The organism is Corynebacterium simulans (assembly GCF_001586215.1).
Classification (GTDB): Bacteria; Actinomycetota; Actinomycetes; order Mycobacteriales; family Mycobacteriaceae; genus Corynebacterium; species Corynebacterium simulans.
The window spans coordinates 2,686,414-2,708,196 of record NZ_CP014634.1 but is presented as its reverse complement, the minus strand read 5'-3'; the positions used below and the strand labels follow the sequence as shown (position 1 = coordinate 2,708,196).

At 61.8% G+C, this 21,783-nt stretch carries 20 protein-coding genes and 1 tRNA gene; 6 read left to right on the top strand and 15 right to left on the bottom strand.

Annotated features, from left to right (window positions below):
• Positions 1-48: 48 nt before the first annotated feature.
• The gene (gene polA / locus WM42_RS12680) at positions 49-2,640 is read right to left on the bottom strand and encodes a DNA polymerase I (RefSeq protein WP_235591358.1); all 2,592 of its coding nucleotides are present in this window, start codon (positions 2,638-2,640) and stop codon (positions 49-51) included.
• 151 nt (positions 2,641-2,791) lie between these two features.
• Between polA and WM42_RS12675 the strand changes: the two genes are divergently transcribed.
• The 6 genes from WM42_RS12675 (at position 2,792) to WM42_RS12650 (ending at position 7,579) form a co-directional block, all read left to right on the top strand.
• Positions 2,792-2,865, top strand: a tRNA-Leu gene (locus WM42_RS12675).
• Between the two features lie 225 nt (positions 2,866-3,090).
• On the top strand, positions 3,091-3,927 hold the full coding sequence (locus tag WM42_RS12670) for a DUF368 domain-containing protein (RefSeq protein WP_062038903.1): 837 nt from the start codon (positions 3,091-3,093) through the stop codon (positions 3,925-3,927).
• Positions 3,928-3,936: 9 nt separating this feature from the next.
• A complete protein-coding gene (locus tag WM42_RS12665) occupies positions 3,937-4,815 on the top strand; it encodes an ABC transporter substrate-binding protein (protein WP_062038901.1) in 879 nt (292 codons plus the stop codon).
• Entirely contained in the window at positions 4,808-5,737 is a 930-nt protein-coding gene (locus WM42_RS12660; RefSeq protein ID WP_062038898.1) for an amino acid ABC transporter permease, read from the top strand. Before WM42_RS12665 ends, WM42_RS12660 begins: the two co-directional genes overlap by 8 nt.
• Positions 5,737-6,501, top strand: a complete 765-nt coding sequence (locus WM42_RS12655; protein WP_062038895.1) for an amino acid ABC transporter ATP-binding protein — start codon at positions 5,737-5,739, stop codon at positions 6,499-6,501. Before WM42_RS12660 ends, WM42_RS12655 begins: the two co-directional genes overlap by 1 nt.
• A gap of 88 nt (positions 6,502-6,589) precedes the next feature.
• Positions 6,590-7,579 carry an HNH endonuclease signature motif containing protein gene (locus WM42_RS12650; RefSeq protein ID WP_062038892.1) on the top strand — a complete coding sequence of 330 codons (990 nt, stop codon included), beginning with the start codon at positions 6,590-6,592 and terminating at the stop codon, positions 7,577-7,579.
• A 50-nt stretch (positions 7,580-7,629) separates the two neighbouring features.
• Here WM42_RS12650 and nusB read toward each other — a convergent pair whose 3' ends face one another.
• From nusB to WM42_RS12580, 14 genes are all read right to left on the bottom strand, one after another.
• On the bottom strand, positions 7,630-8,109 hold the full coding sequence (nusB, locus tag WM42_RS12645; protein ID WP_062038889.1) for a transcription antitermination factor NusB: 480 nt from the start codon (positions 8,107-8,109) through the stop codon (positions 7,630-7,632).
• Positions 8,110-8,117: 8 nt separating this feature from the next.
• Positions 8,118-8,681 (bottom strand): elongation factor P, encoded by a 564-nt coding sequence (efp, locus tag WM42_RS12640; protein ID WP_062038886.1) that lies wholly within the window; start codon positions 8,679-8,681, stop codon positions 8,118-8,120.
• A gap of 82 nt (positions 8,682-8,763) precedes the next feature.
• Positions 8,764-9,855: a M24 family metallopeptidase gene (locus tag WM42_RS12635; protein WP_062038883.1), complete on the bottom strand. Its 1,092-nt coding sequence runs from the start codon at positions 9,853-9,855 to the stop codon at positions 8,764-8,766.
• Positions 9,856-9,918: 63 nt separating this feature from the next.
• The gene (gene aroQ, locus WM42_RS12630; protein WP_062038880.1) at positions 9,919-10,344 is read right to left on the bottom strand and encodes a type II 3-dehydroquinate dehydratase; all 426 of its coding nucleotides are present in this window, start codon (positions 10,342-10,344) and stop codon (positions 9,919-9,921) included.
• Between the two features lie 12 nt (positions 10,345-10,356).
• Positions 10,357-11,427 (bottom strand): 3-dehydroquinate synthase, encoded by a 1,071-nt coding sequence (gene aroB / locus WM42_RS12625; protein WP_062038877.1) that lies wholly within the window; start codon positions 11,425-11,427, stop codon positions 10,357-10,359.
• Positions 11,428-11,440: 13 nt separating this feature from the next.
• Complete coding sequence (locus WM42_RS12620) at positions 11,441-11,977, bottom strand: shikimate kinase (RefSeq protein WP_062038875.1); 537 nt, start codon at positions 11,975-11,977, stop codon at positions 11,441-11,443.
• Between the two features lie 3 nt (positions 11,978-11,980).
• Positions 11,981-13,192: a chorismate synthase gene (aroC, locus tag WM42_RS12615; RefSeq protein WP_062038872.1), complete on the bottom strand. Its 1,212-nt coding sequence runs from the start codon at positions 13,190-13,192 to the stop codon at positions 11,981-11,983.
• Between the two features lie 51 nt (positions 13,193-13,243).
• On the bottom strand, positions 13,244-13,633 hold the full coding sequence (locus tag WM42_RS12610; protein WP_062038869.1) for a prepilin peptidase: 390 nt from the start codon (positions 13,631-13,633) through the stop codon (positions 13,244-13,246).
• 11 nt (positions 13,634-13,644) lie between these two features.
• A complete protein-coding gene (locus WM42_RS12605; protein WP_062038866.1) occupies positions 13,645-14,451 on the bottom strand; it encodes a shikimate dehydrogenase in 807 nt (268 codons plus the stop codon).
• The gene (gene mltG, locus WM42_RS12600; RefSeq protein WP_062038863.1) at positions 14,451-15,638 is read right to left on the bottom strand and encodes an endolytic transglycosylase MltG; all 1,188 of its coding nucleotides are present in this window, start codon (positions 15,636-15,638) and stop codon (positions 14,451-14,453) included. Before mltG ends, WM42_RS12605 begins: the two co-directional genes overlap by 1 nt.
• A gap of 37 nt (positions 15,639-15,675) precedes the next feature.
• Positions 15,676-16,218, bottom strand: a complete 543-nt coding sequence (ruvX, locus tag WM42_RS12595) for a Holliday junction resolvase RuvX (protein WP_062038860.1) — start codon at positions 16,216-16,218, stop codon at positions 15,676-15,678.
• A gap of 216 nt (positions 16,219-16,434) precedes the next feature.
• Complete coding sequence (gene alaS, locus WM42_RS12590; RefSeq protein ID WP_062038857.1) at positions 16,435-19,122, bottom strand: alanine--tRNA ligase; 2,688 nt, start codon at positions 19,120-19,122, stop codon at positions 16,435-16,437.
• A 91-nt stretch (positions 19,123-19,213) separates the two neighbouring features.
• Entirely contained in the window at positions 19,214-20,578 is a 1,365-nt protein-coding gene (locus tag WM42_RS12585) for a replication-associated recombination protein A (protein WP_062038854.1), read from the bottom strand.
• Between the two features lie 3 nt (positions 20,579-20,581).
• Positions 20,582-21,751: a phosphotransferase family protein gene (locus tag WM42_RS12580; protein ID WP_062039521.1), complete on the bottom strand. Its 1,170-nt coding sequence runs from the start codon at positions 21,749-21,751 to the stop codon at positions 20,582-20,584.
• Positions 21,752-21,783: the final 32 nt, after the last annotated feature.

Genomic DNA, 21,783 nt, shown 5'->3' with positions numbered 1-21,783 from the left:
GGGATACCGTGGTCCTCGATGCCCTGGGCTGCCAGGCGTGCGCCAGCTTTAGTGCGCTGCGGCATCCCAATCCTTACCGGCACCGGCGGAGACCTCGAGCGGGACGTTGAGCTCGATGGCCGAATCCATCTCGCGTTCTAGAATCTCGCGGACCTTGTCGGCCTCGCCTGGGGCGACTTCCACCACAAGTTCGTCGTGGACCTGCAGCAGCACACGGGAGCGCATTCCCTCAAGCGCCCTATCCACGCGAATCATGGCGACCTTGATGATGTCCGCAGCCGTGCCCTGAATCGGAGCGTTCAGCGCTGCACGTTCGGCGTTCTCACGCGCGAGGCGATTATCAGAGTTCAGCTCCGGCAGGTAGCGACGGCGCCCGAAGACGGTCGCGGTGTAGCCATCCTTGCGGGCTTGCTCAACGACGTTGTCGAGGTAGCGTTTCACGCCACCGAAACGCTCGAAATAGCTTTCCATGATCTCCTTGGCCTCGCGGGCCGGGATGCCCAGCTGCTGGGACAAGCCGAACGCGGAAAGGCCATAGACTAGACCATAAGACATCGCCTTGACACGGCGGCGTAGCTCCGAGGTCACCTCATCGACCGGCACGTCGAAGACCTTCGAGCCGACGTAGTTGTGCAGATCCTCACCCTCGCGATAGGCCTCGATAAGCCCCGGATCCTCGGACAGGTGAGCCATCACGCGCATCTCAATCTGGGAATAATCGGCCGTCATCAAGGTCTCGAACTCCGTGCCCACGATGAACGCAGAGCGAATCTGGCGCCCTGCCTCCGTGCGCACTGGGATGTTCTGCAGGTTCGGCTCGGTGGAGGAAAGTCGGCCCGTGGAAGCCACCGTCTGGTTGAAGGTGGTGTGGATGCGACCGTCCGGCTGCACGGTCTTGATGAGGCCTTCCAGGGTGGTCTTCATCTTCTGATACTCGCGGTGAGCAAGCAGGTGATCGAGGAACGGGTGCGGGTGGTTGACCGCCAGCTGCTCAATCTCCTTGGCCGCGGTGGAATAGCCCGTCTTGGTCTTCTTCGTCTTCGGCATCTCGAAGGTCTCGAAGAGCACGGTCTGCAGCTGCTTTGGCGAGTTCAAGTTCAGCGTCTCGTCGCCAGCCAGCTCGCGGGCGGCGCGCTCCTGCTCGGCAACCTGCTCGATGAAGGCATCGCGCTGGGTTTCTAGAATCTCCACGTCCACGGCGATACCGGTGGCCTCCATGCGCGCGAGAATGCCCACGAGCGGCAGCTCCAAGTCGGTATAAAGCTCGAAGGAATCGATCTCTTGCAGCTGCTTGCTAAGCGCCACAGCCAGCTCCATGATGGCACCCGCCTGGTCCACTAGGGAAGAATCATCCAGCAGCGAGAGCTGGTCGCTGGCCTGGGCGAGAGTCTTCTTCAGGTGACGTTGATAGACATCCGGCAGGTCATAGGTGCGCTGGCCCGGGCGCAGCAAGTAGGCAGCGATCGCGGTATCGTGCGCGATGCCACGCAGCTCGATGCCGCGGCCTGCCAGCATATGGAAAGCGGCCTTGGCCTCGTGAAAATACTTCGGCGCAGAAGAAGCAAACCAGGCGGCAAGTGCGGCGTCATCCTCCGCGCTCAATTCGCCAAGTTCGACCTGCATGCCTTCAAAGTCGGCGTCGACAAGCGCGAGTGCGCTCGCGTCACCCTGGCCGGGGCGGGAGTCACCAGTGACAAAGACCGCGACGTGCTCTTTGCCCTCCAACCACTGGGCCAAAGGCTTGTCGACGACCTTAATCTCCTGCGTCGGTGCCTCCTCCACGGCTGGCGCCCCACCGCCATCGTTCGGGATAGCCTCCAGCACGCGCTCGCGGAGATTGGTGCCGAACTCGAGCTCGTCGAACTTCTCGGCCACCTCGCTAACGGTTGCACCCTGGAAAGCCAGATCGTCTGGGCCGACCCCTAAATCCATGTCCGTGATCATCTGCGTGAGTTTGCGATTCATGCGCACCTGCTCGATGCGATCGCGGAAGTTCTGACCGGCCACGCCCTTGATTTCCGCGGCGTGCTCGATAAGCCCCTCGAGGGTGCCATATTGGAGGATCCATTTGGTGGCCGTCTTCTCGCCCACCTTGGGAACGCTCGGCAGGTTATCGGAAGGATCGCCGCGCAGGGCCGCGAAATCCGGATACTGCTGCGGAGTCAGACCGTACTTCTCCTCCACCGCGGCCGGGGTAAAGCGATGCAGGGTGGAAACACCACGCATGGGGTACAACACGGTGGTGTCCTCGTTGACCAGCTGCAGGTAGTCGCGGTCGCCGGTAACGATGAGGGTTTCATAATTATCGGCCTGAGTAGCCAGCGTGGCCACGATGTCATCGGCCTCGAAGTTCTCGCGGGATAGCGTGGTGATACCCAGGGTGCCGAGCACCTCGCGGATGAGCTCTACCTGGCCGCGGAACTCCTCGGGCGCGGCCTCGCGCTGGGCCTTGTACTCCGGGAACATCTCGGTACGGAAGGTCTTGCGCCCGACGTCGAAAGCCACGCCCACGAACTCCGGCTTCTCCTCGGCGATGATGTTGGAGAGCATGGACAAAAATCCATACACCGCATTCGTGTGCTGGCCGCCGGAGGTGGCGAAGTTTTCTGCCGGCAGCGCATAAAAAGCGCGGAAGGCCATGGAGTGGCCGTCGATAAGCAAAAGGCGCGGTTTGGTGGTCTTATAGTGTGTTGTCGAAGAAGTCACTCGCCCCATCATAGAGCCTTTACCCCCACCTGATTAGTAATTGCTCGCCCGGCTGCGCTAAACTCCTTTCCAGTCAACAAGACGCGCCCCTGTAGCCCAATTGGCAGAGGCAATGGATTCAAAACCCATTCAGTGTGAGTTCGAGTCTCACCAGGGGCACTACCTTCATCCCCTCGCTTGGCAACTTTGCCTGGCAAGGGGTTTTTTACGTTCGGGGCCGCAGAATTGTGACACAGCTAGTGAATAATATACCGCGAGTGGTATTTATTGTGATAGGTTTATTCCTCGGGCGGCGCGGCAACTTCTCCGATCCGCTTAAAATCTCGGCCGTGTTGCGGCACGTCACGCCCCAGAGCCCGATCATTCAAGGTTAGTTTCGAAAGTATGCAATATATTCTCAACGCCATTCGCGGCGCACTCATAGGCTCGGCAGAGCTCGTTCCCGGAATCTCCGGTGGCACTGTCGCGCTTATCGTGGGCATTTACGAACGCGCGCTGCACAATGCAAACTTTCTCATCTCTGCCCGGTTCAAAAAGGTGGAATGGGGCTTTCTCGCCTCCATCGCTGTAGGCATGTTCGCGGCCGTATTTGGACTGTCGACGCTGTTGCACAACTTCGTCGAGAGCCAAGTATCGATATCAAGCGCCCTCTTTTTGGGAATGGTGGCGGTATCCATCTTCGTGCCGATCTCCATGATGACTCGGGCTGAGCGCTTCAAGGTCTCCTCCATCGTCACCTTCGTGGTGGCGTCCGTACTTATTTTCTTCGTCACGGGATTCACCTCGGAGCCGGTGGACAATCCCTCACTCATCGTGGTCTTCTTGGCCGCCATGGTAGCGGTCTGCGCGCTCGTGCTCCCCGGTGTCTCGGGCTCGCTGATTCTGCTGACGATGGGCCTTTACCAGCCAGTCATCGGCGCCGTTTCCGACCGCGAGCTGGGCACCATTGCCGTATTCGCCTTGGGTGCCCTGTGCGGCCTCGCAGCGTTTGTAAAGCTGCTCAACTACCTATTGGATAATCACCGCTCGCTGACCCTGGCAGCCATGGCCGGCTTCATGTTCGGCTCCCTGCGCGCTTTGTGGCCGTGGGGTGCGGACCAGGACGCATCCAGCGGGGCAATCATCGCGATGATGGTGCTCGGCGGCATCATCGTATCCGTATTCATCTTCATCGACGCGCGCAAGGCCAAGGCCTACAACGAGCCGGAAAAGCAAAGTTAGAACACCCCAATGAAAAGAAAAATCGCCACCACAGCCGTGGTACTAAGTTGCACCGTCCTAGCGACGGGATGCGTCACCAACGAGGAATCCTCCATGCCTGAGGGCTGGCAAGCACCTGACATCGAGATGGTTCCGGAAATCGCGGCGATGTACCACGACAACGATGGCGTGCTCACGGCGGGCACCAACCCGCCGTTTGCTCCCTTCGAGTTCAAGGACTCCGATGGTGCGCTCGTCGGCGTTGAGATGGACATCACCAACGCTATTGCCGACGTCCTGGGGCTCGAGTTCCAGCCCGTCGAACAGGATTTCTCGCTCATCCTGCCCGCGGTGCAATCCGGGCAAATCGACATCGGCGCCTCCGGATTTACCGATAACGAGGAACGCCGCAAAAACTTCGACTTCGTCGACCACCTCTATGCCGGCATCCAATGGGCCGAGCGCACCGAGGGCATCAAAGACGTAGACCCGGAAAACCCGTGTGGGCTTACCGTCGCGGTCCAGCGCACCACGGTCTCGGAAACCGACGACCTTAATCCGAAACGCGATGCCTGCGGCGGCGACCTGCGCATTCTGTCCTATGACACCAGCGACAACGCGGCGCTTGCCGTGTTGATGGGCCGCGCGGACGCAATGTCCGCCGACTCGCCTGTCTCATCCTGGGCAGTCAACCGCTCAGAGGGCAAGATGCGCATGGTCGGTGACATGTTTGACGCCGCACCTTATGGGTTGGCGGTGCCGAAAGACTCCGAGCTCGGTCCTGCTGCCGCTGCGGCACTGGACTACCTCATCGAAACAGGCGAATACGAAAAGATTTTGAGCCGCTGGGGCATCTCTGAGGGCCTCGTGGACCAGGCAATGATTAACGAAAGGCCAGTCAATGACTAAGACAACTCCGGCCGCGCAGCCGCAAGAAATTCAGGCTCGTCCCCTGCGTCACCCATGGCGCTGGGTCTTTGCCACTATCCTCGTCCTTCTAGGGCTCTGGTTTGTCATCGCCTCCGCGCGCAACGAGGCATTTGGCTGGGATACCTACTTCCAGTACCTCTTTGACAAGCGCATCGGGGCCGCATCCCTGCATACCCTGGCCATTACCATCCTCGCGATGCTCATCGGCGTCGTCGGTGGCGCGGTGCTCGCGGTGATGCGCATGTCCCCCAACCCGGTTTTGCGCGGCGTCGCCTGGCTATTTTTATGGATCTTCCGCGGCACCCCGGTCTACGTGCAGCTGGTGTTCTGGGGCCTTTTATCCGCGCTCTATCAATCCATCAACCTCAGATTCACCGAGATTTCGCTCTCGGGAGTGTTGACCAACGCCTTCCTGCTGTCCGTGCTGGGTCTCGGCTTGAACGAGGCGGCCTACATGGCAGAAATCGTCCGCTCCGGCATTTCTGCAGTGCCGGAAGGCCAGAAAGAAGCCTCCAAGGCTCTGGGCATGGGCTGGTGGATGACCATGCGCCGCACTGTGCTTCCGCAGGCGATGCGCATTATCATCCCGCCGACGGGCAACGAGTTCATCTCCTTGCTCAAGACCTCCTCGCTCGTGGTTGCGGTGCCCTATACCTACGAGATTTTCGGCCGCGCCACCGATATCTCCGCCGCTCTCTTCGAACCCATCCCGCTGCTTATGGTCGCGGCCACGTGGTACCTGGTGATCACCTCCTTGCTGATGGTGGCCCAGTACTTCTTGGAGCGCCGCTTCGAACGCGGTGCCACGCGTGAGCTCACCGGGCGTCAGCTAGCAGCGCTTGCCGACGCCGAGGGCACAATCCCCCGTAACGTTTCCGTCATCCCGGAGGTAAATAACTAATGGCTACGCCAATGATTTCCGCACAAAATGTGCACAAGTCCTTCGGCAGTTTGGAAGTGTTGAAAGGTATTACTCTCGACGTCATGCCGGGCGAGGTCGCCTGCCTGTTGGGGCCTTCAGGCTCGGGCAAGTCGACGTTTTTGCGCTGCTGCAATCACCTAGAAAAGGTCACGGCGGGCCGACTATACGTCGACGGGGACCTGATTGGTTACCGCGAGCGCGACGGAGTCCTCTACGAGATTACGGAAAAGCAGGCCGCCGCCCAGCGCACCGATATCGGCATGGTGTTCCAGCAATTTAACCTTTTCGCCCACCGGACGGTGCTCGAAAACATCATTGAGGCGCCGGTGAACGTGAAAAAGCAGCCGGTGGAAAAGGCAAAGAAACGCGCGATGGAGCTGCTCGAACAGGTAGGCCTTGCGCACAAGGCGGATGCCTATCCGGTGCAGCTTTCGGGCGGCCAGCAACAGCGCGTAGCCATCGCGCGGGCGGTGGCGATGGAGCCGAAGCTGATGCTTTTCGACGAGCCGACCTCCGCACTCGATCCCGAACTCGTCGGCGAGGTATTACGCGTGATGAAGGAACTCGCTGCGGGTGGAATGACCATGCTGGTGGTCACCCACGAGATGGGATTTGCCCGAGAAGTCGCCGACAAGATTTTCTTCATGGACGGCGGCCAAGTCATCGAATCTGGCACTCCGCAGCAGGTCATCGATGATCCGCAGCACCCGCGAACCAAGGAATTCCTCTCCTCGCTGCTATAGCGAGCTTACGATGAGTTATCCACAGATTTAGCCCGAAAAAGAAGTTAGGGCTAGCACTCGGGTGACTAGCGCTCCTAGCGTTTAAGGCATGACTCTTCAGGCATACCTTGACGCACTGCGCCCCGGCATGGATATCATCGCCGGGGCCCAAGGCATGTCTGCCGCGCGATTAGAAGCCCTCGGCGCCCCGGATACCGAGGCCCGCATGCTCGCCCGCTTGGCGCACACCTACTTCGGTCCGACCAAATTTAGCGCCAAACAGCGCACGGCCCGCGAGTCCACGCACAGTCTGCCGGTGCTAAAAATCATCGAACGCTACGCCGCCAAGGCGGCCAACCAGGCCGAAGCGTGGCGGCTGCGCGAGAAACTCTGCGCGCTGCAGGCGCCCGCCAGCGACATCGAAAAGCAGGCGCGCCGGCTGACCCGCAGGCCGGCACGGGGGCCGCGTGCTGGGGCGCGGTTGTATCGACGTCGCAAAGCGTGGACGCTCGCCATTACCGGCCCCAGCGACATGATTGCGGACTTGTGGGCGCGCTTGGATAAGTCCAAGCCTGTGGAGCAACTGGCCGGCCTTCTCTACGGCGGCGTGAAGGCTGCACAGCGCCCGACGCCGCGCACCAACGTCATCGTGCGCCTGCCGGAGTTTATCGACGTCCTGCACGGCACGGGCGACGAGATCACCCTGCGGCTGACCAACGGCGCCACCATGACTGGAAAAGATTACCTGGAGCGCGTGCTTGCCGACGCCGGCCTCGGCGAGCTGTTTACGCTCATCCACCCGGTGGAAGGCCCGGTGAACCTATACCGCGCACAAAGGCACGCCAGCTCGAAGCAGCGACTTATGGCGGCTGCGGAAAATCCGACGTGCCCGTGGCCGGAATGCAACATCGGCGCCGATGAAGCCCAGGTCCACCACATGCACCCCTGGCGCTTAGGCGGCGAGACCAACATGGCGAATCTGACCACCTGCTGTGGCTACCACAACGGGGTTAACCAAGACGACCCGAACGCCCCGCCAGGCCGCGGGAGGCTAGACCGCATCGATGGTGTGGTCACTTGGCACCGCGGGCGCTGCTAAAAACGCGCAAAAGCGCTGCTCCTTAAGGGGAACAGCGCTTGTTGGCGTGCCTAATGTTCCTCTGACATGGGGTTGTCTGCGGACTGGGCTTGGATGACGTCGTCAAGCACGGCGTGAATATACGGCGGTGCCTGATGATTGGAGTACTCGGAGGCTAGCTCCACGCCCTCCACGAGTGCGGTTGCGTTCGGGACATCCTCGTTGAAAAGAATCTCCCACACGGCCACGCGCATAATTGCGCGGTCGACGGCCGGGATACGGTGCAGCTCCCACTCAGAAGAAAGGTAACGCTCGATGGTCTCGTCGATGGCGTCGAGCTCTTCGGCCGCGCCCTTGACGATGACCTGAGTGTACTCGGCAACCGGGGCGACGCCGTTGGCGTCCTCGCGGGCCAGTTGGACGCGGTCCTCGATGATGCTTACGGGATCGACGTCGCGGTTTTCTGCCTCGTACAGAATGTCCGCGGCGCGGCGGCGCGCGCGGTAGCGCGCCGTGTGGCGCTTGTAGTTGATGTCTTTTTGCTCAGACACGTTGCGCCCTAGTTGTTGACGCGGGAGAGGTACTCGCCGGTGCGGGTATCGATCTTGAGGACGTTGCCGATCTCAATAAACAGCGGTACCTGGATCTCGGCGCCGGTCTCGAGGGTAGCTGGCTTGGTGCCGCCGTTGGAGCGATCGCCCTGCAGGCCTGGCTCGGTGTGCTCAACCTTCAGGTCAACGGAGATAGGCAGCTCGCCGAAAAGAGCCTCGCCGTCGTGGAAGGAGACCTGCACACGCATGTTCTCCAGCAGGAACTTGCCGGCCTCACCGAACTTGTCGAAAGGCAGCTCGAACTGCTCGAAGGTCTTATCGTCCATGACAACGAAATTCTGGCCATCGTTGTACAGGTAAGTCATGTCGCGACGATCTACCGTTGCGGTCTCCACCTTGACGCCAGCGTTGAAGGTCTTATCGGTGACCTTTCCGGAGACGACGTCCTTGAGTTTGGTACGCACGAATGCAGGGCCCTTGCCCGGCTTAACGTGCTGGAACTCGACGATCTGCTGCAGCTTGTTGTCAATCTTGAGAACGAGTCCGTTCTTGAAATCGGTGGTATCAGCCATGGATCAAACTCCCAGTAAAAATAGTGGTGAAAACAGTGTTCCAGCATACCTTATGCAGGTTTGCCAGCATAACAGGGCCAAATTATAGAACCTGCAAGTCCTTCGGAAATGCAGTGATGATCTTCGGCGCGCCGGAGGTGATGATAAGCGTATCCTCGATGCGCACTCCGCCCTTGCCCGGCACGTAGATGCCCGGCTCGATGGTAAGGGTCATGCCCTCGGCAAGCTCGCCCTTACCCGTTTGCGCAGCAGCCGGGCCCTCGTGTACGTCAAGGCCGATGCCGTGGCCGGTGGAGTGCACGAAGTACTCGCCGTAGCCGGCCTCGGTGATGATGTCGCGGCAGGCAGCGTCGACGTCGACAAGCTTGGCCCCTGGCACCGCCGCCTTGACACCAGCCTCTTGGGCGCGCAGGACGATATCGTAAATCTCGCGGGAGAACTCGTTCGGCTCCCCGACCGCGAAGGTACGGGTGCAATCGGAGTTAAAGCCACGCAGGTGCGCGCCGAAGTCGATGGTGACGAGGTCGCCGGAGACCAGTACACGATCGTCGGCGCCGTGGTGCGGCTTTGCGGAATTCGGGCCGGAGGCGACGATGGTATCAAAGCTCACGCGCTCAGAACCCAGCTTGCGCATGCGGTATTCCAGGTCTGCCGCGATCTGGCGCTCAGTGCGCCCCACTGCTACCTCGCCGGCAGCAACCAAGCCCTCCAGCGCTTCGTTGGCCAGCGCCGCGATGTGTTCGAGGCGCTCCAGCTCCTGTGGGTCCTTCACCAGGCGAATGTCTTCGATGACTCCGCTCATCGGAACCAGCTCCACTCCCTCAGGAGCTGCCTCTTCCAAGGCCTTGAACTCAGATACGGAGACATAATCGGCCTCAAAGGCCACGCGCAGTGGTCCCTCGAGGCGCCTGAGCAACGCCGGACCCACCGGGCGGCCCAAGACTGCTTCGAGGTCTGGGACTTCTTCTGCAATCTGGGTGGTATAGCGGCCATCGGTTGCCATCAGCGCCGAGAGGTCCTTGCGCAGCAGCAGGCCACCGTTGGAGCCGGAGAAGCCGGAAAGGTAGCGCACATGCACCAGGTGGGTTACCAAGACGGCGTCGATGCGCATGCCGGCTACCTCTGCAGCGAGCTTGCGGCGGCGGTCACTAAAGCGGGTATCAGCGAGTGTCATGCGTTAATCCTTTTCTTCTTGACGGTCAACCCATGATAACGCCCACCACCCGCGGGTTTGGGGCTAATCGTTGAGAAAATAACCGAGTGCGGCCTCGTAGCCGTAGATACCCAATCCGGCGATAACCCCGCGCGCGATCGGGCTTAAATAAGAATGCTGGCGGAACGGCTCGCGCGCGTGCACGTTGGAGATATGCACCTCGACGAAGCCGGCGCCGTCGGCCACCTCAGCAAGGGCGTCGCGCAGCGCGACTGAAGTATGCGTAAAGCCGCCAGGGTTGATGATGACGGGCCAGTCGGCGTCGGCAGCCTCGTGGACCTTATCGATGAGCTCGCCTTCGTGATTGGACTGGTAGAACTCCAGCTCTGCCTCACCTGCGGCCGCACGCATGCGCTTTTCGACGTCCGCGAGACTCGTCGTTCCATACACTTCCGGCTGCCGCTTGCCCAGGCGGTTTAGGTTGGGGCCGTTGAGAACCAAAATCTTCATGTCTGCTCCGAACTAGTGGGAAATGGATGCATAGGCCGCGCGCAATTCGGCCTCGGTGGCATCTTCGATGCGGGTGGTCTCGCCGATGCCGGTGAGGGCTACGAAACGAATAGCACCCCCGCGGTTTTTCTTATCCCTCGTCATGGCCTGGTAAAGCTCGTCGAAGTGACCTGCTTCGTAGGTGGTGGGCAGGCCGAGCGAGCGCAGGATCTGGGTGTGGGTGTCCAAAACGGCGGCGTCGATAAGCCCGCGGGCGTGGGCTAGGTTGGCGACGAACATCATGCCCACGGCCACAGCGCGGCCGTGACGCCAGGTGTAGTCCTCGCGCAGCTCGATGGCGTGGCCGAACGTGTGTCCATAGTTGAGGGTCTCGCGCAGGCCGGCCTCTTTGAGGTCCTCGCCCACCACGCGGGCCTTGACCGCGATGGAGCGCTCGATAAGCTCGGGCAGACCGCTAAGCGGGTCGAGGCAGGCGGCGGGATCTGCGAGGTAACGCGAGATGATGACTGGATCGTGGATGAAACCGGTCTTGACGATCTCCGCCGACCCGGCGACAATTTCATCCTCTGGCAGGGTGTGCAGGCGGTCCAAGTCCACGAAGACGGAATCGGGCTCGTGGAATGCCCCGACCAAGTTCTTGCCGGCAGCGGTGTTAATGCCTGTTTTGCCGCCGACGGCGGCGTCTACCATCGCCAGCAACGTGGTGGGCACCTGGATGACCTTAATGCCGCGCATCCACGTCGCGGCAAGGAACCCCGCGAGATCGGTGGCCGCTCCCCCTCCGAGTCCCACGATGGCGTCGCGGCGACTGAAGTTTGCCTCGCCAAGGCTGTCCCACAGACCACCCACGACGTCGAGGCGCTTGGCGGCCTCGGCATCGGGAATGGGCAGCAGGGTAACCACGACGTTGCGCGCGGCAGCCTCCGCGGCAAGCTGACGAGCGACGGCCGCGACGGCAGGCTGGAACACGATCCCCACTTGGCCCGCGCCGGTTGTGCTAAGCCGGTTTGCGATGGCTGCGGTCAAACCCGCGCCGACGGTGACCTCATAAGGGCTAGGGCCTGAAACTGGAATCGTGGTCATGAATACTCTTTTCTTAAAGCGTGTCGATAAAGCCCAAGATGGCGCCGACTACCTGCTGTGGGCTGCGCTTATCGGTGCGGACCTTCAAGTTGGCGACCTGCTCGTAGTACGGCCTGCGCAACTCCAGCAGCACGGCGTAGTGCGCCAGGGGGTCGGCGGCGGCGAGGACGGGGCGGTTGGCGTCGCCAAGCGTGCGCGCAACGCCCTCCTCCGGGGAAACGTCAAGGAAAATGACGGTGTGGCGGTCCAGGAGGTCGCGGGTGCCTTCATCGAGCACGGCCCCGCCGCCCAGGCTGACGACGCCGCGCGAACACAGCGCTTGCTTTACCACTTCCGCCTCCAGCTCGCGGAAGGCCGGCTCACCCAGCGAGGAAAAGACCTCTCCACAGGCCGCGCCCTCGCGTTGTTCAATCATCTGGTCGGAGTCGACGTGTTCGCAGTTGAGGGAATGAGCTAAACGGCGCCCGATGGAAGACTTACCCGCCCCAGGTGGCCCGATGAGAACAATGCGGGGACGCGGGCTACCAGTCACGGAAACCGGTGTGGTCATTACTTACTCCTGTTCAAAAGCAAGACGCTGGGAAACATACTCATTGTAGGCGGCGATATTGCGCTTGGTCTCCATGACGCTATCGCCGCCAAATTTTTCTAGCACCGCGCGCGCGAGAACGAGGGCGACCATGGCTTCGGCGACCACGCCCGCGGCGGGCACCGCGCACACGTCGGAACGCTGGTGGATGCCGGTGGCCGCCTTGCCGGTTGCCATATCCACGGTGCATAGGGCGCGCGGGACGGTGGAGATCGGCTTCATGGCAGCTCGTAGACGCAGGGTCTCGCCGTTGGTCATGCCGCCTTCGAGGCCGCCGGCGCGGTTGCTCAGGCGAGTAACGCCCGCGCCTTCCCGCACCATTTCGTCGTGGGCCTCGGAGCCGCGGCGGCGGGCCTCCTCGAAGCCGTCGCCTACTTCTACGCCCTTGATGGCCTGAATGCCCATGAGCGCAGCGGCGAGCTGGGCATCGAGGCGGTCCTCGCCGGAGATGTGCGAGCCCAGGCCAATGGGCAGGCCTTCGACAACGACCTCGACAATGCCGCCTAAGGTATCTCCCTGCTTTTTGGCGGCCTCAATTTCCGAAATCATCGACGCTTGCGCATCCTCGCCGAAGGCGCGCACGGGTGAAGCATCGATGGCGTCGAGATCCGCGTGCGTCGGTGTGGGGCCCGCATAAGGCTCCGAGGCGCCGATGGAGATGACGTGGGAGATAACCTCCACGCCTAGGGTCTCGCGCAGAAAGTTGCGCGCGATGGTGGCGGCGGCCACGCGCGCGGCGGTCTCACGAGCTGAGGATCGCTCCAAGATCGGACGCGCCTCGTCGTGGCCGTATTTGACCATGCCTGCAAAATCCGCGTGGCCCGGCCGCGGGCGGGTCAGCGGGGCGCCACGGCCGGAAGCCATGGCCTTGGCGGTCTCCTCGTCGGACATGTCCAGCGCGTGTGGTGACATGATGGTGGTCCACTTTGGCCACTCGGTGTTGCCGATCATGATCGCAATCGGGCTGCCCAGAGTCTTACCGTGGCGGATGCCAGAAAGGAGAGTTAATTCGTCGGCTTCGAACTTCATGCGGGCGCCCCGGCCGTAGCCTAAGCGGCGGCGTGAGAGCTGGGCAGCGATGTCATCCTGCAATACTGGTACCCCGGACGGCATGTGCTCAAGCATGGCGATGAGCGCCTGGCCGTGGGATTCACCTGCGGTAGTCCAACGAAGCATGCGGGTTATTATCGCACGCCGCGCACACGCGGGCTAGCACTAGGGTCGAACTTAGAGCGCAATCACACACGCCGCCGCAGCCAGCAGCATTCCGGGCCCGTGCGGGGGTGCGGCGTCGCGGCGGGCAAGGCCCCATAACGCAGTGCTAAGCGACGCCCCCATCATCGCCAGCAACTGCCCCATCACCCCTGCTTCGTGGACGGTCCACATGCCCAGCGGAAAGGCGAGTTTAATGTCGCCGCCGCCGACCCCGCCGCGCCATAGTGCGAGTGCGAGGTAGAGCCCCGGCCAGATGAGCCCGGCCGGGGAAAAGATACAAAGCGAGATAAGGCAGGCGGGCAGGGTAAGCCAATTGGGTAGGCGTTTATAGCGGATGTCGAATATACACAGCATGACTATCCACGCGGCGATGCAGGCGTGGATATAAAGATTTCCCCCCATGGGGCCACAGCCTAGCTCAAGGCTGCATCGAGGGCAGCGCGCATGGCGGCTTGTGGCGCGGGATGGCCGGTAAATTGCTCGAATTGGCTGAAAGCTTGATGCGCGAGCATGACGTGGCCGCCCACCGTGGCGTAGCCGTTGGCGGCCGCATGCGAGACGAGCGGCGTGGGCCAGGGATCGTAGATGACGTCGAGGACTGGCGCGTGGGCTAGGTCAAAGAGGTGACCGTCGAGGGCCGCGGAGGGAACCGTGGAGACGACGAGCTCTGCCGCGCGCGCGAGGGCGGCGAGGTCATCGTCGAAGGTGGCGCGATAAAGCTTGAGGCCGAGGGCGTCGGCAAGCGGGGCGAGCTCGGCGAGCCGGTCAGAGCGGTTCAGCACGGTGACGTCGGTAATACCGCGCTGCGCCAGGGCCCAAAGCGCGGGGCGGGCGGTGCCGCCGGAGCCGATGAGAAGCGCGCGACGGGCGGTCTTTTCCCCCATTAGGACCGCCAACGCACCGGCGACGCCCTCGGTGTCGGTGTTGTCGGCGCGCCAGCCCTGCTCGGTGCGTACAAGGGTATTCGCAGAGCCAATGAGTTCGGCACGTTCAGTGCGCTCCGTGGCGCAAGAAAGGGCGGCGAACTTGCCCGGCATGGTCACGGAGAAACCGCGGAAATCAGCAGGCGCTTCCTCGAGAAAGCGCGGCAGCGACGCCGCCGTGACCTCAAAGCGGGTGTAGTCCCAGTCCTCTAGCCCCAGGGCTGCATAACCGGCGTTATGCAGCACCGGGGACAAGGAATGGTCGATGGGTTGACCTAGAACCGCCGCGCGTGGCATTACTCGGCTGGCTTTGCTTCAGAATCCTCGCCACCCTGCACGCCGCCGCGCTGGGACTCGAGAATGCCGGAGTTGATGGCCTTATCGACGTTGGCCAAGTGCTCGTCGTAGTTATCGGTGAACACGGTGGTGCCATCAGCGTCGATTGTGGCGAAGAACAGCCAGTTGCCCTCCTCCGGGTGCTCCATGGCGTCGATTGCTTCAACGGAAGGAGAAGCAATCGGGGTATCCGGCAGGCCCTCCTTAGCGTAAGTATTCCACGGGGTTACCTCGGCGCGAGCTTCGTCGGAAGTCGCCAGCTCCACGTCCGGCAGGCCGTAGTTAACGGTGGAGTCCAGCTCCAAACGCATCGGCTCGTCCAGGCGGTTCAGGATGACGCGGGCCACCTTGCCGAACTCGCCGGCCGGGGACTCGCGCTCGACCAAGGATGCTGCAACCAGCAGCTCGTATGGGGTCTTGCCCATAGCCTGCGCGCGGTCGACGATGCCGGTCTCGTTGTAGCGCTCGGTAGAACGAGTAATCAAGTCCTTCAAGATGGCCTGCGCGTCCATGTTCGGATCGACCACATACTGGCCCGGAGCAATAAGACCCTCAAGGCGCTTCGGGTCCTCGCCACGGGAGCGAATCTTCTCCAGCGCCCATTCGGGCGCGCCAAGCTCGGCCGGATCGACGGTCGCCGCGACCTTCTCCAGTTCTTCCTTGGTCACGGAGCCGCCCTCTTGCTCAGAGACTTGCGCGATCAGCGAGTAGACGCCGTAGCGAACATCGCCGCCGACAACCTTAACGTCGGAAAGCGTGGCTCCGCCCTGCACGTCCAAAGGATCGACCTTGTTTTTGTCATCGAGCAGCGCAGAAACCGCCGCCTTTGCATTCATCTCCTCCTGCAGGCGGTAGAAGCCCGGCTGAATGCTGCCAGCGCGAGGGTTGGAGTTGGCCGCCGAGGAGAAAGCATCCGCGGTCTTGACCACGTTCTTTTCCACGAGCTCCGGGCCGAGCTGGCTCATCGACGAGCCTTCTGGGACCTCGACCAGCTGCACGGTGCCGTTGCCGGTTCCCTCATAGTCCATGCTGCTGCCTCCTCCAAGCAAGCGGAAGCCGATGTATCCCAGGGCGCCGATGATAAGCACCACGGAGGCCACCACCACGGCAAGGCCGCGCTGGCGGCGCTTGACGTGCTTCGGCTCCATGGAGCGCCCGATTCGTTCTTGGTTTCGGCTCACGTAACTAGTCTCCTGCTGTTGAAGGCTCGTGGGTGGTTGCATCTGCTTGAAGCGCGTTGTTACGTGCGTCCAACCAGGATTGCAAGATTTCTACTGCGGCTGCTTGGTCGATGACTTTGCGGCCCTTTTTCTCGGATACCCCCGACGCCCGCAGCGCTGTCGTGGCGGCGACTGTGGTCAGCCGCTCGTCAGCCATGCGGACAGGTGGTCGCCCTATCGTTACATCTTTTCCCAGCCTGCGGCGGATGCGAAACGCGATTTCCTTGGCGTGTTTGACACTTTTCGAGCCGTTGCCCTGCAGATCGCGGGGCAGGCCTACTACTACCTCTACCGCTTGATACTCGTGAATGAGCTCCAAAATGCGGTCGATATCGCCTTTATCGCGGTCTTTGAAACCGGTTTCGCGAGCGACGGTCTCGACAGGAAGCGCCAACTTGGCGTTGTTGTCAGAGACCGCGACACCGATGCGTACGGTGCCTACATCTAGCGCTAGTCGACGCCCATTTCCCGGGTCGTCCACCCCGGGAGTATCGGGTTGTACGGCCATGCTCTATGAATGTCCCTTCGCGGTTGGATGCGACGCAAAAAGTCGCAAAACGGTAACGATGACATTTAGATTCTAGTCATACTATTTGCGGCTATGGTTCGCAGGGGCATAAGTTTTAGCTTATTGGCTGTTTAAAGGCCTAATGTTTACCCCTATCGCGCAAAAATCCCCGCACCTTTTGGCTTAAAGATACGGGGAGAATTCGCGGCGAAAGAATTAGGCCTTTTCGAGTTCGTCGCGCAGGGCGTTGAACGCGGCCGAAAGGCCTTCGGCGTTAGAGCCGGAGCCTTGCGCCATGTCTGGCTTGCCGCCGCCCTTGCCGTCGATGTAGCCAGCGAGCAGCTTGACCAAGTCGCCAGCCTTGATGCCGCGCTCGATGGCAGCCTTGGTGACGCCGGCGATAAACGGCAGCTTGCCGCCCTCATTCTCGGAGGCGAGGACAACCACGCCCGGCTTGTCGCCGAGGCGGTTCTTCAGGTCGATGGCCACGGTGCGCAGGTCGCCGCCGCTGACGTTGTTCGGCAGGCGGGTTGCCACGACGCTAAAGCCGTTGACCTCGACGGCGGAGTTGACCATCTCAGCGGTCTGGGACATCAGCTGGGCCTTGTGCAGGTCCTCGATCTGCTTCTCAGCAGCCTTGAGGCGCTCGGTCAGCTGCGCGATGCGCTCTGGAAGGTCCTCGGACTGGATCTTCAGCTCGCGGGAAACGCCCTCCACGAGTGCGGTTTCCTTTGAGTAGTAGCGGAACGCGTCCAGGCCAGAGTAGGCCTCGATGCGGCGCGCACCAGAGCCCACGGAGGACTCGCCCAGCACGGAAACCGGGCCGATCTCCGCCGTGTTGGTGACGTGGGTGCCGCCGCACAGCTCGATCGAGAAGGGGCCGCCCATCTCGACGACGCGAACCTCAGAGCCGTAGTTCTCACCGAACAGCGCCATGGCGCCCATCTGCTTCGCCTTCTCCAGGGAGGTCTCGATGGTGTTGACGGCAAAGTGGGCGTCGACAGCCTGGTTGGTGATGAGAGCGATCTCTTCCAGCTGGGCCGGGGTCAGCTGTTCGGTGTAGTTGAAGTCGAAACGCAGGTAGCCCGGGCGGTTCAAGGAACCTGCCTGAACTGCGGTTGGGCCCAGCACTTTACGCAGCGCCGCGTGGATGAGGTGGGTGGCCGAGTGCGCCTGGACTGCGCCGTGACGCCACTTCTGGTCAACCTCAGCGGTCACGGAAGCACCCAGGTCGATGCCGCCGGCAGTAACGGCGGCCTTGTGGACCCACAGCTTCTTGCCGATCTTCTGGACGTCGCCCACCTCAAGCAGGCTCTCGCCCGCGTACAGGCGGCCGCGGTCTGCGGTCTGTCCACCGGCCTCGGCGTACAGCGGCGACTGGTCGAGGATGACCTCCACCTGCTCGCCCTCGTGGACCTCGTTGACCTTCTCGCCATCGCGAACCAGACCAATGATCTTGGCGTCGGAAGTAAGCGTCTCGTAACCGGTGAAGACGGTCGGGTTGTTATCGACCCATTCACGGTAGAGAGAAAGGTCAGCGTGGCCGTGCTTCTTGGCCTGGTTATCGGCCTTGGCGCGGCGGCGCTGCTCTCCCATCGCGTCGTTGAAGCCATCCATGTCGACCTCGAGGCCGGCCTCCTGGGCCATCTCTAGGGTGAGGTCAATTGGGAAGCCATAGGTATCGTGCAGCTCGAATGCCTTCTCGCCGGAGAGCACCTTGGTGGTTGCAGCACGCGAGGTGGACTTGAGCTCTGCAACGGCTTCGTCGAAAAGCTTAGTGCCCGACTCCAAGGTCTTGAGGAAGGCCTTTTCCTCCGCGATGGCAACGCGCAGGATGCGCTCGCGGTGTTCCGCAATTTCCGGGTAGGACGGAGTCATGGTGTCCATGATGGTGTTCATGAAGCGCTCCATGCTCGGCGCGGTAGCCCCCAGCAGGCGTGCGGAACGGATGATGCGACGCAGCAGGCGGCGCAGGATGTAGCCGCGGCCTTCGTTGCCCGGGGTAACGCCGTCCAAGATGAGCATCATGCCGGTACGGGAGTGGTCCGCGATGACGCGGAAACGGATGTTGTCCTGATCGCTTGCGCCCTCGCCGTATTTGGAACCAGAAAGCTCCTCCGCGGCGTCGATAACCGGGCGCAAAAGGTCGGTTTCGTAGACGTTGTCTACGCCCTGCAGGATGCAGGCCACGCGCTCGATGCCCATGCCGGTATCGATGTTCTTCTTCGGCAGCGGTCCCAGGATTTCGAAGTTGCCCTTGCCGATGCCCTCACCGCGCTCGTTCTGCATGAAGACCAGGTTCCAGATCTCCATGTAACGGTTGTCGTCGGCCACTGGGCCGCCCTCGGCGCCGTATTCCGGGCCGCGATCGTAGTAAATCTCGGAGCATGGACCGCACGGGCCAGGAATGCCCATGGACCAGTAGTTATCCTCCATGCCCAGGCGCTGGATGCGCTCCTTCGGCACGCCAATCTCGTTGTGCCAGATATCGGCAGCCTCATCGTCGTCCAAGTAAACGGTAACCCACAGACTCTCCGGGTCGAGGCCGAAGCCGCCGTCTTCGACGGAGCCGGTGAGAAGGCCCCAAGCGTTTTTGATTGCGCCTTCCTTGAAGTACTGGCCGAAGGAGAAGTTGCCGGCCATCTGGAAGAAGGTGTTGTGGCGGGTGGTAATGCCTACCTCTTCGATGTCCAGGGTGCGCACGCATTTCTGGATCGAGGTTGCCAGGCCGTTGGGAAACGGCGGGTTCTGCTGGCCGAGGAAGTACGGCTTGAACGGAACCATGCCGGCGTTGACGAAGAGCAGGTTCGGGTCGTCCAAAATGAGCGACGCGCTGGGAACCGCCTCGTGTCCGGTTTTCACGAAGTGCTGGGTAAAGCGTTCCCGGATCTCATGAGTCTTCACGAGCTAAAAGTCCTTCACTGTTTAAGCGGTACGTAACAGCGCTCAACTTTACCCGTATCGCTTCCTAGCACGGGTATCGGGGGAGAAAACTTTAGCGCCGCTTGCCGCGGATGATGTTGCGCAGCCGCCCCAGGTAGTCATGGATGCGCTTTTCGGCACCATGTTCGGTGGGTTCGTAGTACAGCGCGCCTTCCAATTCATCTGGTAGGTACTGCTGCTTAACGACGCCGCGCGGGTCATCATGCGGGTAAACATACCCCACGGCATTGCCGAGCTTTTTCGCTCCTTCGTAGTGGCCGTCGCGCAGGTGGGCCGGAACGTGACCGATGCGCCCAGCTTGCACGTCGGCTTGCGCGGCGCTGATTGCTTGGATCACCGCGTTCGACTTCGGTGCGGTGGCCAGGTGGATGGTGGCTTGGGCCAGCGGAATTCGTGCTTCCGGCATGCCGATCAATTGCGCGGCTTCGGCTGCTGCCACGGCGGTTTGCAGCGCGGAAGGGTCGGCCATGCCGATGTCTTCGGAGGCATGCACGATAAGACGGCGTGCGATAAAGCGCGGGTCCTCGCCAGCCTCAATCATGCGCGCCAGGTAGTGCAGCGCGGCATCAACATCCGAGCCGCGGATCGACTTAATGAACGCAGAGACGACGTCGTAGTGCTGGTCGCCGTCGCGGTCATAGCGCACGACGGCGCGGTTGACGTTGTCACGGATGACTTGGGCGGTCAATTCTCCACCGTCGGCCACGGCCTCGGCCGCGGCTTCCAGGTAGGTCAGCGTGCGACGGGCGTCGCCGCCGGCGAGCAGCACGAGCTGGTCGAGCGCTTCGTTGTTTGCGCTAATGCGCCCACCCAGGCCACGTTCGCTGGTGAGGGCGCGTTCGGCGAGTGCTTTCAGGGAGGCGTCGTCTAGCGGCTGCAGCTGCAGCAACAACGAGCGCGAGAGCAACGGCGCCACCACGGAAAAGGAAGGGTTTTCCGTGGTCGCGGCGACGAGCAACACGGTGCGATTTTCCACTGCCGCGAGCAACGCGTCCTGCTGGGTCTTGGAAAACCGATGTACCTCGTCGATAAACAGCACAGTGCGGCGGCCATGGATGAGTTCTTGGCGAGCCCGGGTGATGACCTCGCGCACCTGTTTGACTCCCGAATCCAAGGCGGATAGGCCCACGAAGTTTTGGCCAATCGATTTTGCGATCAGCGAGGCGATGGTGGTCTTGCCAGTACCGGGAGGGCCATACAAGATGACAGAAGCCTCGCCGGAGCCTTCGATGAGCCGGCGCAGGGGCTTCCCTTCTTCAAGTAGGTGGCCTTGACCCACAACCTCATCGAGGCTCTGCGGGCGCATCCGGGCCGCCAATGGCGAGCCGGAATGGGTGGCAAAGATTTCTTGGCCAGGCAGCGGTGCTGAGGCCTCTGCCCCGCCGGGTGCTGGACCAAATAGAAAATCCTGGCTCATGGCCTAGCCCTCACGCAGACGGCTGGCTACGGTCTGGCCAAACTGCGCTACCGGTTCGCATGCCGCGGAACCGCACTTGGCGGAATACCTCGCCAACGCCTCAAAGGTCTCGTACAAGTCGCGGCGGATGAGAGTTTCCTCTTCGCTAAATGGACCCTGGTCTGCAGGACGCAGCAAGGAATGGCGTGCGTCGTGCTCGATGCCTGCGGAGCCTTCCGAAAGAGCCACAACGCCCTCGATACCGCCGGCGTACATCGTGGTCACACTGGACAAAGCCCAGCCGATGAGCGAGGCGACGATGAGCTCGTGGAGCTCGATATCGTCCCCAAGACGCGGCCATACCTGCACCACGCGGCGCTGCCAGGCGGAGATGAAAATCTCGGCCTCTTCATCCGAAATCGGGCGCGCGAAAAGAAACTGCGGGAAGCCGGCGATGACACAGGCGACGTCGAAGCCGACACTGCGATAGCCCGCCCACTCATAATCCAAAAAGGCTAGGTTTTGGGAAACGATGACGTTATCGGGCGACAAATCAAAAGGCGTAAATGCGCGCTCGCGACCGATGGACAGCGAGCTTGCCGCCTGTTGCGCCAGCTCCACAAAGTCTGCGGGCGCCGGCAGGCCAGCATCGGCCAGGATGTCTGCGCCAATCAAGATCGAGCGCTGCAGGGATTCATCGCGCAGCGACTGATGCTCGGCGTATTCCGGGTGCTGGCGCAGCATGCGGTTGAGCAGCGTCTCGTAGTCCCGCTCGCGGTCTGCGGTACCCGCATGCATCTGGCCCAAAGAACGTCCCAGAGAACGCAGGATCTCCTTGCGGTCCTCGCCCTGTGCTTGGGTGAGAACATCGGCCAAGGTGTCGCCCTCACCAACGTCGGAAAGCACCAAAATGCGACGATCCAAATCATGGGCAAAAAGCACCGGGCCCGGGCGCACGTCCTCGCCCAAAGCGGTGGTGAACTGGTACGCCACGACCTCGCGGAGAAGCGCGGCGTCATCAATCGCATGCCCGGTAGAAGGGTTGTATTTGATGACCACGGAGCGGTGCGGCAAAAATGCCGTCGGAGTCATCCGCGCGCGCAAGACGGTGGCGTTGCCCGAACCGCCTAGGTCAGTTACCTGGGTAAACTCGGCAACCCCGCCGTAACGGCGCGAAAGCAACTCGGCGGCCATCTCGACGACCTCGTCTTGGGTATAGGCCGTGT

What these genes read in the sequence shown, in the direction of transcription:
- polA (WP_235591358.1), bottom strand. Translation starts at nt 2,640, where the DNA reads ATGGCCTTCCGCGCTTTTTATGCGCTGCCGGCAGAAAACTTCGCCACC.
- WM42_RS12670 (WP_062038903.1), top strand. Translation starts at nt 3,091, where the DNA reads ATGCAATATATTCTCAACGCCATTCGCGGCGCACTCATAGGCTCGGCA.
- WM42_RS12665 (WP_062038901.1), top strand. Translation starts at nt 3,937, where the DNA reads ATGAAAAGAAAAATCGCCACCACAGCCGTGGTACTAAGTTGCACCGTC.
- WM42_RS12660 (WP_062038898.1), top strand. Translation starts at nt 4,808, where the DNA reads ATGACTAAGACAACTCCGGCCGCGCAGCCGCAAGAAATTCAGGCTCGT.
- WM42_RS12655 (WP_062038895.1), top strand. Translation starts at nt 5,737, where the DNA reads ATGGCTACGCCAATGATTTCCGCACAAAATGTGCACAAGTCCTTCGGC.
- WM42_RS12650 (WP_062038892.1), top strand. Translation starts at nt 6,590, where the DNA reads ATGACTCTTCAGGCATACCTTGACGCACTGCGCCCCGGCATGGATATC.
- efp (WP_062038886.1), bottom strand. Translation starts at nt 8,681, where the DNA reads ATGGCTGATACCACCGATTTCAAGAACGGACTCGTTCTCAAGATTGAC.
- WM42_RS12635 (WP_062038883.1), bottom strand. Translation starts at nt 9,855, where the DNA reads ATGACACTCGCTGATACCCGCTTTAGTGACCGCCGCCGCAAGCTCGCT.
- aroQ (WP_062038880.1), bottom strand. Translation starts at nt 10,344, where the DNA reads ATGAAGATTTTGGTTCTCAACGGCCCCAACCTAAACCGCCTGGGCAAG.
- aroB (WP_062038877.1), bottom strand. Translation starts at nt 11,427, where the DNA reads ATGACCACGATTCCAGTTTCAGGCCCTAGCCCTTATGAGGTCACCGTC.
- WM42_RS12620 (WP_062038875.1), bottom strand. Translation starts at nt 11,977, where the DNA reads ATGACCACACCGGTTTCCGTGACTGGTAGCCCGCGTCCCCGCATTGTT.
- aroC (WP_062038872.1), bottom strand. Translation starts at nt 13,192, where the DNA reads ATGCTTCGTTGGACTACCGCAGGTGAATCCCACGGCCAGGCGCTCATC.
- WM42_RS12610 (WP_062038869.1), bottom strand. Translation starts at nt 13,633, where the DNA reads ATGGGGGGAAATCTTTATATCCACGCCTGCATCGCCGCGTGGATAGTC.
- WM42_RS12605 (WP_062038866.1), bottom strand. Translation starts at nt 14,451, where the DNA reads ATGCCACGCGCGGCGGTTCTAGGTCAACCCATCGACCATTCCTTGTCC.
- mltG (WP_062038863.1), bottom strand. Translation starts at nt 15,638, where the DNA reads ATGGAGCCGAAGCACGTCAAGCGCCGCCAGCGCGGCCTTGCCGTGGTG.
- ruvX (WP_062038860.1), bottom strand. Translation starts at nt 16,218, where the DNA reads ATGGCCGTACAACCCGATACTCCCGGGGTGGACGACCCGGGAAATGGG.
- WM42_RS12585 (WP_062038854.1), bottom strand. Translation starts at nt 20,578, where the DNA reads ATGAGCCAGGATTTTCTATTTGGTCCAGCACCCGGCGGGGCAGAGGCC.
- WM42_RS12580 (WP_062039521.1), bottom strand. Translation starts at nt 21,751, where the DNA reads ATGGCCGCCGAGTTGCTTTCGCGCCGTTACGGCGGGGTTGCCGAGTTT.